The sequence below is a fragment of the Bacillus cereus group sp. MYBK216-1 genome, from assembly GCF_051916495.1.
GTDB classification, from domain to species: domain Bacteria; phylum Bacillota; class Bacilli; order Bacillales; family Bacillaceae_G; genus Bacillus_A; species Bacillus_A thuringiensis_K.
In genome coordinates this window covers 1-18,155 of the sequence record NZ_JBQAGT010000007.1, presented here as the reverse complement: position 1 = coordinate 18,155, position 18,155 = coordinate 1, and the positions used below count along the sequence as shown (strand labels likewise).

Genomic DNA, 18,155 nt, shown 5'->3' with positions numbered 1-18,155 from the left:
CTTATATGCAAAAAAATGAGGGGGATCAAGTTTGACACTTGAAATACTAAACAATTTTAATATAGAGCAGTTTCAAAATGATTTAATTGGTTGGTTTGAAGAAGAACAGCGCGACTTGCCATGGAGAAAGAATAAAGATCCATACCGCGTTTGGGTTTCTGAAATTATGTTACAGCAAACAAGAGTAGAAGCTGTAAAACCATATTACGCAAATTTTATGGGGAAGTTTCCTACACTTGAAGCGTTAGCGAACGCAGATGATGAAGAAGTATTAAAAGCATGGGAAGGTTTAGGATATTATTCTAGAGCACGTAATTTACATGCGGCAGTAAAAGAGGTAAAAGAAGTATACGGCGGGGTTGTACCAAGTGATGTAAAGAAAATTGAAAAGTTAAAAGGAGTTGGACCATATACAAAAGGTGCTATTTTAAGTATCGCATATGGTATACCAGAGCCGGCAGTTGATGGAAATGTTATGCGTGTATTATCTCGCATTTTATCAGTATGGGATGATATTGCAAAACCAAAGACTCGAAAAGTTTTTGAAGAGATTGTGCGTGAAATTATTTCGACTGAAAATCCATCTTATTTTAATCAAGGTTTGATGGAATTAGGTGCACTAATTTGTATTCCGAAAAATCCAGCATGCTTACTTTGTCCTGTACGTGAACATTGCAGGGGATATGCTGAAGGTGTTCAAAAGGAGTTACCAGTAAAAAGTAAAGCGAAAGCTCCGACGATGGTACCCCTTGTTGCAGGAGTACTTCAAACGGAAGATGGTCGTTACGTCATTAATAAACGTCCAAGTACCGGATTATTAGCTAACATGTGGGAATTTCCGAATATTGAACTTGGCGAAGGGATTCGAAATCAGAAAGAGCAGCTTATAGATTATATGAAAGAGAAATTTGAGCTCGGGGTTTCTATTGATGAGTACGCAATGAATGTACAACATACGTTTACACATCGTACTTGGGATATATTTGTATTTTACGGAAAAGTAACCGGTAATATTGTTGATACAGATACATTAAAATTTGTATCGAAAGAAGCATTCGAGCAATTGCCTTTCTCGAAATCACATCGTACTATTTACGAAAATTGCGTGGAGAAAATTACAATGCAATAAATAAAAAAAGTGTTCCCAATCTAGGGAACACTTTTTTAATCGTAAGAAATTTTTGTCCCATGAGTCCAACTAGCTTCGCCTTCTTGTAAGCCGCCTCTTGATTCGATTTCTACTACAATTTCTTTGTAAATACTTTGCCCTTCGGCGTTTAAATAAGGCAAAATTTGTTGTAATGAATGATGAAAATAAGCTAATTCATCTTCTTTCCACTCATTTTTTGAAACCATCGTTAGTTCAGTCATATCGCGTCCTATATACATATTCCCACCTCCATTTCTTATAGTTTGAATAAGTAACAAAAGATATATGCGGAAATTATTCAAAAGAAAATTACGGATAGCTTCTAAGTGAATTGGTTACATTATTGATTGTGGAGGTGAGAAAGATGAGTAAAAAACAACAAGGTTATAACAAGGCAACTTCTGGTGCTAGCATTCAAAGTACAAATGCTAGTTATGGTACAGAGTTTTCAACTGAAACAGATGTGCAAGCAGTAAAACAAGCAAACGCACAATCAGAAGCAAAGAAAGCACAAGCTTCTGGTGCACAAAGTGCAAACGCTAGTTATGGTACAGAATTTGCAACTGAAACAGACGTGCATGCTGTGAAAAAACAAAATGCTAAGTCAGCTGCAAAACAATCACAATCTTCTAGCTCAAATCAGTAATGAAAGAAAAACACTTCTCTAATTCGTGAGGAGTGTTTTCTTTGTGCGTGGATCGTTGTAATGAAAAGAAAGTGAACGACATAACTTCTAATAAGTCAACAAATGTAGTCAAAGGAGAAGGCAGTTAACAATTAGAATTATGTAATTAGGAATAATAACTGATGAATAAGTCCAAAAGGGGGTAAGTGATGAACGATTTTGATAAGTTGGTAGGGGAGCAATTAGAAACGATGGATGAGTTGTTAAAGTTACAAGCACATCTAGAGAAGTATCAACAAATTGAAATGAATGAAAAAGATACGTGTGATAAAAAAGAACTGCATTTTATCCGCCAGGAAATATATAGAACAGAAGTAGCATTGAAGATGTTACATGAGAAATTTGAAGAACAAACGAATAGTGTAATCCAATCTTTTGAAAATGAAAAAATGATTTCAAATTTAGGATAAGATATATTATTACTTTCAGATGAAAAGTCCTTCAATAGAGAGGGACTTTTTCTATTACATGTCCTCTTTTATAAATAATACAGTACAATCCTTGTTTCCTGAGAAGATTGGGGATTATTGTATTCAACAATAAACATTCTGCATATTCACTGTGAAAAATAGAGTCTTGTCCCTTTAGTTTTAAAATTTCGACAAAAAAGTTATAATAGAAAAAAAGTGAATGCCGTTCAAAGGGCATTTGCAGTTGAAAGAAGGGAGCATATATGGGATTTCCCAAAGAAGGAGAAAAAGTACAAATACATAGTTATAAACATAATGGCTCCATTCATAGAATGTGGGAAGAAACAACAATTTTAAAAGGGACACAGAGTCTTGTAATCGGAGCGAATGATCGTACAGTAGTTACAGAATCGGATGGCCGAACATGGATTACTCGTGAACCAGCAATTTGTTATTTTCATGCCAACTATTGGTTTAATGTGATTGGGATGCTTAGGGAAGATGGCGTATATTATTATTGTAATTTAAGCTCACCTTTTGCGTATGATCCTGAAGCATTAAAGTATATTGATTATGATTTAGATATTAAAGTATATCCAGATATGACATATACGCTTCTAGATGAAGATGAGTATGAAAAACATAGTCAAATTATGCAGTATCCACCTGTTATTGATACAATTTTAAAACGAAATGTAGCACATTTAACACAGTGGATTCATCAAAGAAAAGGTCCATTTGCACCAGATTTCGTAGATATGTGGTATGAACGATATTTAATGTACAGAAATTAAAACAAACCTGCAGGGGGCTTCCCGGCAGGTTTGTCCTATTAGAGGGGGGATTATGTGCAAGGCATAAAAAGATATTTACAATTTGTTAAACCATATCGATGGCTTATTGCTATTACAATTATTATTGGGCTAGTTAAATTCGGTATCCCACTTATTATGCCGTGGTTATTAAAGTATATTATAGATGATGTAATTCAAGGCGCGGGCTCACTTCAAGATAAAACATCTCAATTAATAACAGCGATTGGAATTGCTTTTTTTATTTTTGCGGTATTAAGACCACCGATTGAATATTATCGTCAATATTTCGCACAACGTATCGCAAATACAATACTGTATGATTTGCGGAAGCATATTTTCGGTCACTTACAAAAGTTAAGTTTACGTTATTATTCCAATACAAAAACAGGGGAGATTATTTCGCGTGTCATCCATGATGTAGAACAAACGAAGGATTTTGTAATTACTGGTTTGATGAACGTCTGGTTAGATACTGCAACAATTGCTATTGCTATCATTGTTATGTTTTCTATGAATATAAAATTAACATTTGTTGCGTTATTGATTTTACCTATTTATGTAATTGCAGTGAAATATTTTTTCGGACGTCTTCGGAAATTGACGAAAGAGCGTTCACAAGCGTTAGCGACGATGCAAGGGTATTTGCATGAACGTATTCAAGGAATGCAAGTGACACGTAGCTTTGCGTTAGAAGAGTATGAGGGGAAGCAGTTTGAAAAAAGAAATAATGAATTTTTAACGAAAGCATTAACCCATACAAGTTGGACGGCGAGAACATTTTCGGCAGTAAATACGTTAACCGATTTAGGTCCGTTACTTGTGATTGGTTTTGCAGCATATGAAGTAATTCAGGGGCAGTTAACGCTAGGGACGATGGTTGCTTTTGTTGGATATATGGATAGTTTATATAGTCCGCTTCGCCGCCTTGTTAATTCATCCACAACATTAACACAATCTTTTGCATCGATGGACCGTGTGTTTGAACTGTTAGATGAAAAATACGATATTGTTAATGTGCCAAATGCAGTACAAACGAAAAAATTAAATGGAGAAATTGTATTTGACAATGTTTCTTTTCGTTATAATGCAGATGAAAAAGAGATATTACACAACTTGTCATTAACTATGCAGCCTGGAGAGAAAGTAGCGCTTGTAGGAGCGAGTGGGGGAGGGAAGTCATCTCTTGCTAGTTTGATCCCGCGTTTCTATGATGTTTCTGAAGGCGCGGTTTATGTAGATGGCATAGATGTAAGAAAGTATAATATGAGAAATTTGCGTAGTCATATTGGAATTGTACTGCAAGATAATTTATTGTTTAGCGATACAATTGAAGCTAATATTCTATATGGAAATCCGAAAGCTACAGAGAAAGAAGTGATTGCAGCTGCCAAAGCTGCGCAAATTCATGATTTTATTATAGACTTACCAGATGGTTATAATACTGTCGTTGGAGAACGTGGTGTGAAGCTATCGGGCGGGCAAAGGCAACGCGTGGCAATTGCACGCGTATTTCTAAAGAATCCGTCGGTACTTATATTGGATGAAGCAACTTCGGCTTTAGATTTAGAAAATGAAAGGTATATTCAAGAGGCGCTTCAGACGTTAGCTGCTGACCGGACAACGATTATAATTGCACATCGATTAGCGACGATTACGCATGTTGATACGATTATTTACATTGAAGACGGTGAGATTAAAGAAACAGGTTCTCATGAAGAGTTAATGCGAAAAAGAGGATTTTATTATAATTTATATCAACTTCAACATATAACAGAAACAGCTCCTTTAGCATAAAAGGAGCTGTTTTTTATTCGTCTTCTTTTTTATCATCGATTTGGAGTTCTTTTTCTGGTTTATGGTATGTGTAGAAGCTATCTACAAGTAAATCTAAATGCTCTACTTCTTCACTATAGTTAATGATGGAAGAAATAAGAGGGAAGAGATGTAACCATGTTTTATATGCTTCTTCATCGTCCTTATTTTGATATTCCATAAAGATATCAATTAATTCTTGTTTACCTGTTTCGACTTCATCAAGCATTTCAACTGATTGTTGTTTTTTTGCTTTACCAATAAATTTTAATAAAACTTGTTCATGATAATGCGTTAATGAATCAAGTTCGTTTTGGATAGATTCCTGAAATTCCTCTGGCATATAGCGCAGTTCATTTTCAGTACGGTGTAATGATTTTAACGTACTTAAAGCACGGCTTGTTGTCGCTAACATTTGTCTGAATAAAACGAGCTTACGAATTTTTGCGAACTTTACTTTTTTCGTGTAGCTTCTTTCTTCTTTATACAGCAAATAGTAATGGTTTAGTTTGATCATTTTTTCTTTCATACGATCAATATCAGTTTTTAGCGTTGTAAAATCAGAAGCCTGCCTGCTATTCATTCGAATCCATTTTACAATTTCTTCTGTATTATCAACGATACGATGATAAAGTTTTGTTTCATATTTCGGCGGCATAAATACTAAATTTACAAGTGAAGCCGCAATAATACCAATCATAATCGTCGCAAATCGAAGTAAGGCAAAACTAAAGAAATCTTCGCCTTGATACTCCATAATGGCGATAACTGTTACTAAAGCAATTGATATTGTGTTTTCTAATCGTAATTGTAATGTAAGAGCAATTACTAATATACATGTTAATCCAATAATAAAAGGATTATGTCCAAAAGCAGTAGCAAATGCGATAGCAAATATCGCACCAATTACATTTGCTTGAATTTGTTCAAGTGCTGTTAAATAAGAACGGTATACAGACGGTTGAACAGCAAAAATAGCTGAAATTCCCGCAAATACCGGACTCGGTAATTGAAGTAAAATACAAGCAAATAAAGCTAACGTGATGGCAATACCCGTTTTTAAAATGCGAGCACCAAGTTTCATACCCTTAATAAGATCCTTTCTCTTGTCATAATGAATGTACAACATGATACTATACATTCATTACAATATGTTAGCAAGTGATATTTTAGTGACGTTAAAAGAAATTAGTATTCATTTTATCCCGCTAATTGTGAGCAGTAAGATTCCTGCCTCAAAAATTAGAAGCTAGATGCCGGTAAACGTCCGATTGGTGTAGGCTAATTAAAGTTTCACTTTATAATTTTTCCTAATTTCTTTTAAACATCAGTTTTTAGTAAAAAAACCTGCTGAATTTCAGCAGGTCTCAAATTGTTACTATAGATTACTATGAGAAGCGTACTTCGTCAATTTTTTCTTAATAATGAAAATTACCTATTTTACTCTGTTGAGATAGATGGGTCTGCCTGTTCTTTTTTCGGGATAATCTCAAAAAACTGGTTCTGTATATCATCTAATAATGCTGTTAATATAGCAACTTCCTCATATTGCTCATGCTCATTTAATACACGAATATAGTCTAGCAATAATTCAGTTACATCTTTCAAACCATTTTTACTAATTGGTTGTAATGTAACATTTGCACCTTTTGCGATTCTTCTTTTTAAGGCCTGTTCTGTTAAGCCTAAGTTTGAATCACGACGCAAATAAACAACACCGCCAGTCATGCCAGCACAAATCCATGGCCCAGGGTCACCTAAAACAAGCGCTCGCCCATTTGTCATATATTCAAAAGCAAAACCTTTAATATTGGAGTATGCACCTATATTTCCTTGCTCTTTTTCACGAAGTGGTTTTGTTATTCTACCTCCAATTATCATGTCTGCCCCAGAAAGGCGAATGCCAGCGCGAGCATCAGCGTTCCCTTGCACGTATAGTGCCCCTTTTTGTGCACCATATCCAAATCCTTTTCCGACAGAACCGTTATAATATACTCCGTCTTTTCCTTTTGATTTCGTTATATAAATCCCACCACCAAAGGAAGTTTTACCAATGCCATCTTGTGCGCCGCCATTTACGTGTATAAATAAATTTTCACTATTGTAAGCGCCTAACCCATTTCCGGGAATAGAACCATTCGTATACTTTAATGTAAGTGGTTCAAGTTGAGTAGCTTCATATAGTTTACTGCGAACGCGATAACATGATTCTAGACCCCCCATAACGCGTTGCTCTACACCAACGCCTACTAATTCTTTTGAGTCAGCGGAATGAACTGTCTTAAATTGTTTTTCTGGTACGCCTTCTGTTGTTGTAACAGATGGATGTTCTATTATTTGTAGTAAATTACGTAAGTTTAATAAATTTTCGCCTCGAACTTGCTCTAATAAATCAGAACGCCCAACTATTGCTTGTAAATTTGTATACCCAAGCTGTCCTGTTAATCGTTTTAGTTCTACACCGAAAGAGGTGAATAAATTTAGCAGGCCAGCAACTGCGCTTTCTAATTCGCGTGGGACGAAGCGGCGTAACCCATGTTCTTTTGCTTGTGCTTCAGACTCAATTTGTGTCGCAATTCCAACATGGCAAGTATCTAGATGACACCCACGGCAAGTAGTACAGCCGATTGCAATCATTGATAGTGTGCCAAATCCAATCCGGTTTGCTCCGAGGAGCATGATTTTCAAGGCATCATTTACACTTCGAATACCACCATCTGCCCAAATCTCTACTTTATGTCTCATGCTTGCTTCTAATAAAGCGTTGTGAGCGGCTTTAACACCAATTTCTACAGGAAGACCTACATGTTGCAATGCGTGAATACGGGCAGCACCTGTTCCGCCATCGAATCCGCTAATGTTAATAAAATCAGCGCCAGCTTTGGCGATACCGACAGCAATTGTTCCGATATTAGGAACGACAGGGACTTTCACGGCTACTTTGGCAAGTTGATTAGCTGTTTTAATTTCCGTAATCATTTGAGCTAAATCTTCAATTGAATAAATATCATGGTTATTAGAAGGTGAAATTAAATCTGAGCCAATTGTCGCATTACGTGCTTCAGCGATTTTGGCTGTTACTTTTGAACCAGGTAAATGTCCGCCTTCCCCAGGCTTTGCGCCTTGACCGATTTTGATTTCAATTAAGTTGGATGAGTTTAGTAGTTCGGCATTTACTCCAAATCGCCCAGATGCCACTTGTTGTCCACGTGTATGTGGGTATTTTCCAATCATATCTTTAATTTCGCCGCCTTCACCGTTCAAGCTAATCATATTTAGCTGATCGGCTGCTTCTGCATATGCGCGAAAGGCAATTTCGTTTTGAGAACCAAATGACATAGAACTAATAATAAATGGTAAATTATGATTTTGAATGCCGATAGATACTTCTTCAGTTGGAACGACATGTTTTGTTTGTTTCGTTTGGACAAGGTGTCTGATTGCGATTGGATTATTCTCTTCTAGTTCACTTAATTTGTCACGGTAATCATCATAAGAATTTCCTTTTGCAACGTCGCCGATTGCTTTCCAAATTCGCGGGAATATATGAAATGATTTTCGCATTCTAATTTTAGGATTGTTATAATCCTCTGCTCGTATTTTTGCATCTTCAGCAAGTGATTCGAGTGAAAAGGCTAAATCATTTGAACCGAAGAAATTTGTAATTTGTAATATATTTGCGATTTCTTCATGTAACCCAATAGATGAATAGAGACGTCCGTAACCACGTAACTCATGAATGCCAATTGTTGAAATGACTTTTTCTAATCCTTTATTAAGTGCATTATACAGATTCGTAATTGGTGTTTTTGTTCCATCATTTACAGTCGCGAATAATAAATATGGATTAATACTATCTGCTCCTAATCCATATAGCGTGACAATGTCATGTAAGGAGCGAAGGGCACCAGAACGTATAACGAGAGAACAATTGCGGCGTAATTTATTTTCACTTAATGATTGATGCACTTTAGCAGTAACTAAATGTGGATCAATCCAAAAGCGTTCGTTTAGATGGGCTTTTGCGTCATCTAATACTAGTAGGGAAGCACCATTGTTAACAGCAGCTATCGCTTCAGAACTAATGCGGTTTAATGCACATTGTAGAGTTTCTGACGAGCTGAATGTAGCAGAGATTGTGGCGATAGAGTTATGAGTTTTAAATAGTTCTATGAGTTGTTCGTACGTAATTGTGTGTAATTCCTCTGCAATAGGTTGTGCCACGCTGCCTTCTAAAATAATTGGTGAAAGCATTTCAACTACAAATGGCCGTTTTGCGCCGCTTAATAAACTTGGACGCTCTCCAAGTACAGTACGTGTAGAGAAGTGTTCAATTTCACGGTCACGGTCAATTGCAGGGTTTGTAACAACAGCTACACTTTCTTTAATAAAGTCAGCGATATTTCGTCTATCAGTATCAAGTGCGGCAAGTGGTGAGTCATGCCCAAGTGAGCGTATTGGCTCAACGCCTTTTGTTGCCATCTGTTCAAGAAGTTGAATATGTTCTCGGTCCCATCCGAAAGCGACATATTGTTTCGTTTTAACTTGAACAGAATCACATAGCCCTTGAATTTTTTTCGTTTCAGGGATAGATAAATTTAAATGGTAATTGGTAGTATCAATTCGCTTTTTAAAACGGTTATATACTTGGATTTGATATTTGTCATATTCATAAAGAACAAGTTCATCTTGTTCATTCCATTTTAATCCGACTTTTTCTCCAGGAGCGAGTGGTTTTGGTTCTGCTACATATTTAGTTGGTGATACAACTCCAGGTTCAGAAGAGAAAATATAAGAGCTTTCTGTCTCTACTTTCCATACTGGGCGTAATCCAAGAGAATCAACGCTGAAAACAGCTTCATCTTTAAAACGTGAAATGATGCCAGCTGGTCCTTGTGCAAAATGTCCCCATGCTTCACGTATATACGTATATAAATCTTGTAAAGGTGTTTCATAAAGTTTAATTTCATTAATAATTGGTGGGAATAGTATTTCCATTGCTTCAAATAAACTGTAGTCGTATTGAACAAGTAGGGTTTCTAAGGTGCGGTTTAAATCTTGAGAGTCACTGCCTCCAGCAGTAAGTGGTACATCAATCATTTCAGCTTGATCGCGTAATTTCGCAATTGTGTTAATTTCACCATTATGTCCGAGAATACTAAATGGTTGTACACGAAAAAAATTAGATAATGTATTAGTAGAGTAGCGGTTATGTCCTAATGTCATAGTTGAAGCGATAAGTGGATGTTGTAAATCATTATAGTAGGCAACAAGTGTATCACCAGCACCTAGAACTTTATATACAACATGATCACGACTTAATGAAGCAACATGAATTGTTTCGTTTTCCTCTATTTTTATTGTGACAGAAAATAATGTTTGCTCAATATTTGTAATTTCGTTTTCTGCGATAAGGGCAACTTGCCAAAATAAAGGTTCTTCTTGTTTACCGAGTGGACCGAGCGCATCTGAGTTTGTTACATCATCACTTTCGAAAATGATAGTAAAGTTTTTGTTGTTTAATTGCGTACGAATATAATCTTTTAAGGCAGTAATGTTTTCTTTTTTATTTAGAAAAAAATGTCCAACGATAAAGTGGGGATGATCCACAATCGTTGGATTATATCCACTACTTTTTAGTTTTTCATGCCAAAGCGTTTTTGGTATATCAATGTGAATGCCGATGCCATCGCCCTCGCCATTAATGAAACCAGCTCTATGATTCATTTTGACGAGTGATTGTATGCAAAGGTCAATGTTTTCTTTTGTAGCAATTTTTCGTTTCTCCATAACGGAAACGATTCCACACGCATCATGTTCTGCATTTCTATAATCTCGAAATAAAGACGGTGTCCATGTATTTTTTTTATTGAGCATCCGTCAATCCCCCCTCTTGTAAAAGTTAGAATAATCTTACTATTTAAGGTGCGAATCACCTTGTACACAGAGATAGTAATGCTGTAAAAGAATATAAAACAGATAATTATGAATAATTATACTATTAATACGGAATTTATGAAATAGAAAAAAGGAAAAAAGAAAGGTGAGCTTTCTTTTTTCCTTTTAATGATGGGATTATTTATTGTCTGCTAGGGCAGCAAATGCTCTGCCGACAGCTTCGATTGTATATTCAATATCTTCTTTTGTATGTTCTGTAGTTAAGAACCATGCCTCGTATTTAGAAGGTGCTAAGTTAACTCCTTCTTGAAGCATTAGCTTGAAGAATTTACCGAACATTTCACCGTCTGTATCTTGTGCTGCATCGTAATCTTCAATTGTATTTGTTGTGAAGTATACAGTTAAAGCACCTTTTAGACGGTTTAATGTAATATCGATATTATGTTTTGTAGCTTGCTCTAAAATTCCTTTTTCAAGCATGGCACCAAGTTCATCTAATTTCTCATAAAGTCCTTCTTGTTGAAGAACTTCTAGACAAGCAATACCAGATGCCATAGAAGCAGGATTTCCTGCCATTGTACCTGCTTGATATGCAGGTCCAAGCGGAGCAACTTGTTCCATAATTTCTTTCTTACCACCGTAAGCACCGATTGGAAGTCCGCCGCCAATAACTTTACCCAGAGCTGTTAAGTCTGGTGTTACGCCAAGTAAATCTTGAGCACCACCGTACATGAAGCGGAAAGCGGTAATAACTTCATCATAAATTACTAGTGCGCCAGCTTCATGAACAAGTTCATTCACTTTCTCAAGGAATCCAGGTTTTGGCTCTACAATACCGAAGTTTCCAACAATCGGTTCTACAAGAATAGCCGCTACTTCATGTCCCCATTTATCTAACGCTTCTTTTAAAGTTTCTACATTATTAAATGGAACAGTAATAACTTCTTGAGCGATACTTTGTGGTACGCCGGCTGAGTCAGGTGTTCCTAGTGTAGAAGGACCAGATCCAGCTGCTACAAGTACTAAATCAGAATGACCGTGGTAACAACCAGCAAATTTCATGATTTTTGTGCGGCCTGTGTAAGCACGAGCAACACGAATTGTCGTCATTACTGCTTCAGTACCAGAGTTTACAAAGCGTACTTTATCTAAAGCAGGCATTGCCTCTTTTAACATTTTTGCAAATTTTACTTCTAGCGCTGTTGGTGTTCCGTAAAGTACACCATTTTCAGCAGCTGTTGTAATTGCTTTTGTGATGTGCGGGTGAGCATGTCCAGTAATAATAGGACCGTATGCTGCTAAATAATCGATATATTTATTTCCGTCTACATCCCAGAAATAAGCACCTTTTCCACGTTCCATAGCAACAGGAGCGCCACCGCCAACTGCTTTAAAAGAACGAGAAGGACTATTAACGCCGCCAACGATATGCTCTAAAGCTTCTTTATGTAATGCTTCTGACTTTGTGAATTTCACTACCATTCATCTCCTTACAAAAATCTATGTATTATTCTAACATGTTTTTCGAAAAGACGTATTGTTTGTGATAGAGAAGGCAGTTGGGTAAACTATTCGTTGTGACATTTAGGAGGGGGGTCCGATTATGAAGTCGGTAATTGAGGTACAAGGGTTACGTAAAGAATTTACAGCCTATTCAAGTCGTCCGGGTTTAAAGGGTGCATTTCGCGATTTATTAAATCGTAATTATAAAATAGTACCAGCAGTAAATGATGTATCTTTTACTGTAAAACAAGGTGAGATGGTTGGTTATATCGGTGAGAACGGTGCTGGTAAATCAACAACAATTAAAATGCTTACGGGGATTTTGACTCCGACATCAGGAGAGATTTTAGTAAATGGGATGAACCCACATAAGCAGAGAGAAGAATTTGTAAGAACCATTGGTGTTGTTTTCGGTCAACGCTCACAACTTTGGTGGGATATTGCTGTACAAGAATCTTTTCGTTTATTAAAAAAAGTGTACGGTGTATCAGACGCTCAGTATAAAGAGCATATGGAACACGTGATTGAAACGTTAGATATTGGTCCTTTATTAGATAAGCCAGTTCGAAAGTTATCTCTAGGTCAAAGAATGCGTTGTGAATTAGCGGCAGCATTAATTCATAACCCACCGTTATTATTTTTAGATGAACCAACAATTGGGCTAGATGTACTTGTGAAATTGAAAATACGTGAATTTTTAAAAGAAATGAATGAACGTTATAAAACAACAATTTTATTAACAACCCATGATATTACTGATATTGAAGCATTATGTGAGCGTGTTATCATGCTGGATGAAGGAAATATTATGTATGACGGTTCTTTAAGTAATCTTCGTACGCAGTGGGGAGCGGAGAAGGAAATACATTTTCAGTTTATTGCACCAGTTTCCTATCAGGCTTTATCAATGGTTATGCCAGATAGTCATGTCGTTTGGTCGAAAGCGAAAGAGGAAAACGCGTGGGTTGCAAAAATACCGAATGAAGAAGTTATTATTTCAATGCTTATTTCTAAAGTAGTACAAGCCTTTCAAATTAAAGATTTAAAAATTAATGAAGTGTCTACAGAGGAAATTATTCGTAACATTTATGAAGAAGGTATTAAACATGGGTAAGTATATTGAAATGATTCGAATTCGCTTTTTAATGATGCTTGCGTATCGCACAAATTATTATAGCGGGATTTTAATTTATACGATTAATATCGGTGCTTACTATTTTTTATGGCAAGCAATTTATAGCGGAAAAGAGAATATTGAAAGTTTATCTATTTCGCAAATGACCACGTATATCGCAATCGCGTGGATGGCACGTGCCTTCTATTTTAATAATATAGATAGGGAAATTGCGATGGAGATTCAAGAAGGACGTGTGGCTGTAGAATTAATTCGTCCGTATAACTATTTGGGAATGAAAGTTATGCAAGGTCTTGGCGAGGGAATATTCCGTTTTGCCTTCTTTTCCATTCCAGGCATGGTTATCGTTACGTTATTATTTTCGTTGCAAATTACAACGAATTTTCAAACGTGGTTATATTTCTTCTTATCTTTAATATTTAGTTTTATTATTAATACACAAATTAATTTAATGACAGGAATGCTTACGTTTTTTCTATTTAATAATAGTGGGATTATGTATGCAAAACGCGTTGTTATTGATTTATTTTCAGGTCTATTATTACCAATTAGTTTTTATCCGTTATGGGCCCAAAAAGCAATGATGTTCTTACCGTTTCAGGCTATTAGTTATATTCCAAGTATGATTTTTTCTGAAGGTATACAGGGGAGTAAGTTGTATGAGGCTTTAATATTTCAAGTGATTTGGGCGATTGTACTTATTATTCCAATTGTACTCATGTGGAGAACGGCGAGAAAACGTCTAATTGTACAAGGGGGATGATGAGATGCTATATATAAACTTATTTTTACAATATGCAAGTCAATATATAAAAACGAAATTGGAGTATCGAGGCGATTTTATTGTTGGTTTACTTTCTGATTTATCGCTTCAAGCAGTTAATTTAATATTTATTCTCGTTGTATTTGGGCATACACAAGCATTGAAGGGATGGAGTCGAGAAGAGGTAATCTTTATTTATGGTTTCTTTTTAGTACCATTTGCCATCTTTTCAGCTTTCTTTAATATATGGGATTTTAATGATCGATACATTATTAAAGGGGAGATGGATCGTGTATTAACGCGACCGATCCATAGCCTATTTCAAATTATATTAGAAAGAATGGAACTTGAATCTTTAATTGGAGCTATTACAGGGATTGTTGTAATGGGATATGCAACTGTGGAGTTACAATTATCTTTTTACTGGTATGATTTCTTCTTATTTATATTGATGGTAGGAGGAGGAGCACTTGTATATGGAGGGATATTTGTTACGCTGGCGAGCCTTGGTTTTTGGTCGGATGCGAAAAGTTCAATTATGCCTCTTATGTATAACATAGGTAATTACGGGCGCTATCCTGTTAATATTTATAATCGTGTAATTCGTTTCATTTTAACGTTTGTTTTACCGTTTGCGTTTGTTGGAGTATATCCAGCAGCATACTTTTTAAGAAAAACAGAATGGAATAGTTATGCATTTGCGACGCCAATTGTTGGTATTATCTGTTTTACGATTGCAATCACCCTCTGGAACCAAGGGGTAAAAAGGTATCGTGGCGCGGGTAATTAATTATAGAAGCTTGTTCGTTTCTAAGGGATAAATCAGTTCTCCACCTCATACATATAAAATGAGGTGGAGGACATGTTATGGGGATTTATTCTATTAATTGCAGCAATCGCTATTTTGAAAAGTGTCCAATTATTATGGAGTTCCTATTCGGATTCAACGCGTTTTTTTTCGCTCTATAATTTGGCCACATTATTTTTGATCTATACAACAGTACTGATCGCGTTTGGATTAAGTTACGTTGTATTAGAGGAAATGGGTTTCGCAGTTTTGAAAGAGGACGGAGAAAGTTTGAACGCTCATTCTTTTCAACTCGTCGAAGTTTGTTTATATTTTAGCGCAGTTACTTTATTGTCTGTTGGATATGGTGACATATCTCCGATTGGAATTGGGCGATGGATTGCAATCGCAGAAGCGCTAATTGGATATACACTCCCTTTTGCTTTTGTGATGAGGTCTGTAATAGACAATGAAAAATAAGGAAGCATTTGTTATAGTAAAGGAAAAGAGTAGGAGTGATAACTATGATTACAGTAGGAGAAATGGCACCAGAATTCAAATTAGAGGGAAGTAACGGAGAAGAAGTTCGTCTAGCTGATTTCCGCGGTAAAAATGTAGTTCTCTATTTTTACCCGAAAGATATGACGCCAGGATGTACAACTGAAGCATGTGATTTTCGTGATGCGTATGGAGTATTTCAAGAGAAGGATACGGTTATTCTTGGAGTAAGTCCTGATTCAGCGAATAGACATTTGAAATTCATTGAGAAACATGAATTGCCATTTACACTTTTAGTAGATGAAGATCATAAAGTAGCAGAGTTATACGATGTTTGGAAGTTAAAAAAGAACTTTGGGAAAGAGTATATGGGAATCGAGCGTTCTACATTTCTTATTAATAAAGACGGTGAACTTGTAAAAGAGTGGCGTAAAGTAAAAGTGAAAGGGCATATTGAGGATGTTCTTTCTTATATAAAATAAATCTACGTTGGAGATAAAATATGCAGAAACAAGGCAAGTGTCTATACATATTTTACTGCCTTACATAAAGTGGAAGTGTAGGGCATACCTCCTCAGATGATAGTATTCCAAGTGCGATTATGTCGCACTTTTTTTCTATGTAATATATGAAGAAAAAGGGAAAGATACATAAAAACAAGTCCTGAATATAAAAATAAACCACATACTTATAGTAGAAATATTGACGATTTATAAGAAAAGGAGTACACTCTTTATAAGAATTATAAAATAATAATCCGTATAGAATCGGGGTGCATGACGGTGGTCAAAGAAGAATTAAAAGAAGCGCTAGAAATGCTGAAAAATACGGGTGTACGCATTACTCCACAGCGTCATGCTATTTTAGAGTACCTTGTGGAATCAATGACGCACCCAACAGCGGATGATATTTATAAAGCATTAGAAGGTAAGTTTCCAAATATGAGTGTTGCAACTGTCTATAATAACTTACGTGTGTTTAAAGAGGTTGGACTTGTAAAGGAATTAACTTATGGAGACGCTTCAAGTAGATTTGATTATGTTACAAGTCAACATTACCATGTGATTTGCGAAAAATGTGGTAAGATTGTTGATTTTCCTTATGGAGGCTTGGAAAAGCTGGAAGAGGAAGCTGCGAAAACGACAGGCTTCGTTATCAATAGTCATCGCTTAGAAATTTATGGCGTTTGTCCAGAGTGTCATAAGGCGTAATATATAATAAAGAAAGAGGCTGACGGCTATACGTCAGCCTCTTTCTTTATTATATAAGGATTAGCGTGAGGTTAATCGGGATTTACAGTGCTAAGTTAGTAAGAAGGGTTAGATAAAAGTTTGTCGAATTTACTTTGTATTGGTGGAAATGAATTCTTGGAGGGGACATTTTGAAGAAATATGAGATTAAAAATAACATTCCAACATTGGAAGAATATAAATATTTATGTGATTCTGTGGGATGGACTAATTATATGAACTTTGAGGTGGCGGAAATATCACTTCAAAATTCCATTTACTGTATAACAGTCAAGAATCATAATCAAATCATCGGCATGGGGAGAATTGTTGGTGATGGGGCTATCTATTTCTATATTCAAGATATAGTGGTTCATCCAGAGTATCAAAAGAATGGTATTGGAAAGAAAATAATGAATACTTTAGTAGAATACTTAAATGGGAATGCTCCAGATAAAGCATTCATTGGTTTGTTTGCGTCGCAAGGTAAAACATCATTCTACGAAAAATATGATTTTAAAGATTATTCGCCTAATATGACAGGGATGTTTACTGTTATTTCGAAAAAATAGGTGTAATAAATTTAATAAAACAATTAAAAAGTTGATTTTTAAGAAATCAACTTTTTAATGAGTTGAAACGTTTGTGGTGTTGCAAATTCGTATTTCCCTTGATACTTATGATTTATAACTCTTCTTATTATACTTTTCATCAAATTCTTTTCCATCTAGATCTCGATCTAGTGTTAAAGGTTGATTGCAGTGCATACATGCATCGACACGGCCGAGCATTTTTGTTGGCTTATCACAGCTTGGGCAAATAATTTGGATAGTCTTAGTAGATAACATACCAATCCAAAAGTAAACGACAGTGCTAGCGATAACAGCTAAAAAGCCAACCATCATAAACGTTGTCATAATAATAATGTTTTCGCGGAAAAAGACACCTAAGTATGCAATGAAGAGGCCGATAAATACTAAACTTAATGCAAAGGTCCGGATTTTATTGATTTTGTTTGAATACTTAATGCTCATTCTCACCACGCTCCTATACTAATAATATAACATAAAATTTAGAATTTTCACTCTCATGTAAATTGATAAAGGGATAAGATATGAAATGAATAGGAGGGGAGCCATGAAGAATGAATGGACACTATAATGATTTTTACAGCGGTTTTTAAGTTTTTAACGGGATGTGAAATTTTTTATAAAAAGTATTGACCCCGTATATACTGCATGATATATTAATAACCGTCGCTGATGCGGAAACGCAGAAAACGACAAAAAAGAAAATAAAAAACTTAGTTGACATTGAAAAATGAAGATGTTAACATAAGGAAGTCGCAAATGAGCGACTAAGTAGTTCTTTGAAAACTGAACGAAACAAACAACGTGAAACGTCAATTTTTATTTTAGATGCTAGACAAACTAACTTTATTGGAGAGTTTGATCCTGGCTCAGGATGAAC

The 18,155-nt window shown here is 35.7% G+C and carries 17 protein-coding genes; 12 read left to right on the top strand and 5 right to left on the bottom strand.

Going from position 1 to position 18,155, the window contains the following annotated elements; genetic code table 11:
* Positions 1 to 31 precede the first annotated feature (31 nt).
* Positions 32 to 1,129, top strand: a complete 1,098-nt coding sequence (gene mutY / locus ACTFRH_RS22400) for an A/G-specific adenine glycosylase (RefSeq protein WP_000171393.1) — start codon at positions 32 to 34, stop codon at positions 1,127 to 1,129.
* Between the two features lie 35 nt (positions 1,130 to 1,164).
* Here mutY and ACTFRH_RS22395 read toward each other — a convergent pair whose 3' ends face one another.
* Positions 1,165 to 1,389, bottom strand: coding sequence for a hypothetical protein (locus tag ACTFRH_RS22395; RefSeq protein WP_000275447.1), 225 nt, complete (start codon positions 1,387 to 1,389; stop codon positions 1,165 to 1,167).
* A 125-nt stretch (positions 1,390 to 1,514) separates the two neighbouring features.
* On the opposite strand from ACTFRH_RS22395, the gene ACTFRH_RS22390 reads away from it, so the two are divergent.
* The 4 genes from ACTFRH_RS22390 to ACTFRH_RS22375 all read left to right on the top strand — a co-directional run bounded on the left by ACTFRH_RS22390 (position 1,515) and on the right by ACTFRH_RS22375 (position 4,854).
* On the top strand, positions 1,515 to 1,796 hold the full coding sequence (locus ACTFRH_RS22390) for a gamma-type small acid-soluble spore protein (protein WP_000039044.1): 282 nt from the start codon (positions 1,515 to 1,517) through the stop codon (positions 1,794 to 1,796).
* 188 nt (positions 1,797 to 1,984) lie between these two features.
* The gene (locus tag ACTFRH_RS22385) at positions 1,985 to 2,245 is read left to right on the top strand and encodes a YgaB family protein (protein WP_000997576.1); all 261 of its coding nucleotides are present in this window, start codon (positions 1,985 to 1,987) and stop codon (positions 2,243 to 2,245) included.
* A gap of 263 nt (positions 2,246 to 2,508) precedes the next feature.
* Complete coding sequence (ntdP, locus tag ACTFRH_RS22380; RefSeq protein WP_000506624.1) at positions 2,509 to 3,039, top strand: nucleoside tri-diphosphate phosphatase; 531 nt, start codon at positions 2,509 to 2,511, stop codon at positions 3,037 to 3,039.
* Positions 3,040 to 3,093: 54 nt separating this feature from the next.
* The gene (locus ACTFRH_RS22375; RefSeq protein WP_061883752.1) at positions 3,094 to 4,854 is read left to right on the top strand and encodes an ABC transporter ATP-binding protein; all 1,761 of its coding nucleotides are present in this window, start codon (positions 3,094 to 3,096) and stop codon (positions 4,852 to 4,854) included.
* Positions 4,855 to 4,867: 13 nt separating this feature from the next.
* Here ACTFRH_RS22375 and ACTFRH_RS22370 read toward each other — a convergent pair whose 3' ends face one another.
* From ACTFRH_RS22370 to hemL, 3 genes are all read right to left on the bottom strand, one after another.
* Positions 4,868 to 5,956 carry an aromatic acid exporter family protein gene (locus ACTFRH_RS22370; RefSeq protein ID WP_000765787.1) on the bottom strand — a complete coding sequence of 363 codons (1,089 nt, stop codon included), beginning with the start codon at positions 5,954 to 5,956 and terminating at the stop codon, positions 4,868 to 4,870.
* Positions 5,957 to 6,312: 356 nt separating this feature from the next.
* Entirely contained in the window at positions 6,313 to 10,749 is a 4,437-nt protein-coding gene (locus ACTFRH_RS22365; RefSeq protein ID WP_000932752.1) for a glutamate synthase-related protein, read from the bottom strand.
* A gap of 198 nt (positions 10,750 to 10,947) precedes the next feature.
* On the bottom strand, positions 10,948 to 12,252 hold the full coding sequence (gene hemL, locus ACTFRH_RS22360) for a glutamate-1-semialdehyde-2,1-aminomutase (protein WP_003299918.1): 1,305 nt from the start codon (positions 12,250 to 12,252) through the stop codon (positions 10,948 to 10,950).
* Between the two features lie 121 nt (positions 12,253 to 12,373).
* Between hemL and ACTFRH_RS22355 the strand changes: the two genes are divergently transcribed.
* From ACTFRH_RS22355 to ACTFRH_RS22325, 7 genes are all read left to right on the top strand, one after another.
* Positions 12,374 to 13,387 carry an ABC transporter ATP-binding protein gene (locus tag ACTFRH_RS22355; RefSeq protein WP_000843650.1) on the top strand — a complete coding sequence of 338 codons (1,014 nt, stop codon included), beginning with the start codon at positions 12,374 to 12,376 and terminating at the stop codon, positions 13,385 to 13,387.
* Entirely contained in the window at positions 13,380 to 14,171 is a 792-nt protein-coding gene (locus ACTFRH_RS22350) for an ABC transporter permease (protein ID WP_000521516.1), read from the top strand. Before ACTFRH_RS22355 ends, ACTFRH_RS22350 begins: the two co-directional genes overlap by 8 nt.
* A gap of 4 nt (positions 14,172 to 14,175) precedes the next feature.
* The gene (locus ACTFRH_RS22345; RefSeq protein ID WP_000965778.1) at positions 14,176 to 14,961 is read left to right on the top strand and encodes an ABC transporter permease; all 786 of its coding nucleotides are present in this window, start codon (positions 14,176 to 14,178) and stop codon (positions 14,959 to 14,961) included.
* Positions 14,962 to 15,033: 72 nt separating this feature from the next.
* A complete protein-coding gene (locus ACTFRH_RS22340; protein ID WP_000964343.1) occupies positions 15,034 to 15,438 on the top strand; it encodes a potassium channel family protein in 405 nt (134 codons plus the stop codon).
* A 44-nt stretch (positions 15,439 to 15,482) separates the two neighbouring features.
* On the top strand, positions 15,483 to 15,938 hold the full coding sequence (gene bcp, locus ACTFRH_RS22335) for a thioredoxin-dependent thiol peroxidase (protein WP_000633706.1): 456 nt from the start codon (positions 15,483 to 15,485) through the stop codon (positions 15,936 to 15,938).
* A 300-nt stretch (positions 15,939 to 16,238) separates the two neighbouring features.
* A complete protein-coding gene (gene perR / locus ACTFRH_RS22330) occupies positions 16,239 to 16,667 on the top strand; it encodes a peroxide-responsive transcriptional repressor PerR (protein WP_000237829.1) in 429 nt (142 codons plus the stop codon).
* Positions 16,668 to 16,837: 170 nt separating this feature from the next.
* Positions 16,838 to 17,257, top strand: coding sequence for a GNAT family N-acetyltransferase (locus ACTFRH_RS22325; protein WP_000759739.1), 420 nt, complete (start codon positions 16,838 to 16,840; stop codon positions 17,255 to 17,257).
* Positions 17,258 to 17,362: 105 nt separating this feature from the next.
* On the opposite strand, the gene ACTFRH_RS22320 is transcribed toward ACTFRH_RS22325, so the two are convergent.
* Positions 17,363 to 17,719, bottom strand: a complete 357-nt coding sequence (locus ACTFRH_RS22320; RefSeq protein ID WP_000025057.1) for a YgzB family protein — start codon at positions 17,717 to 17,719, stop codon at positions 17,363 to 17,365.
* Positions 17,720 to 18,155: the final 436 nt, after the last annotated feature.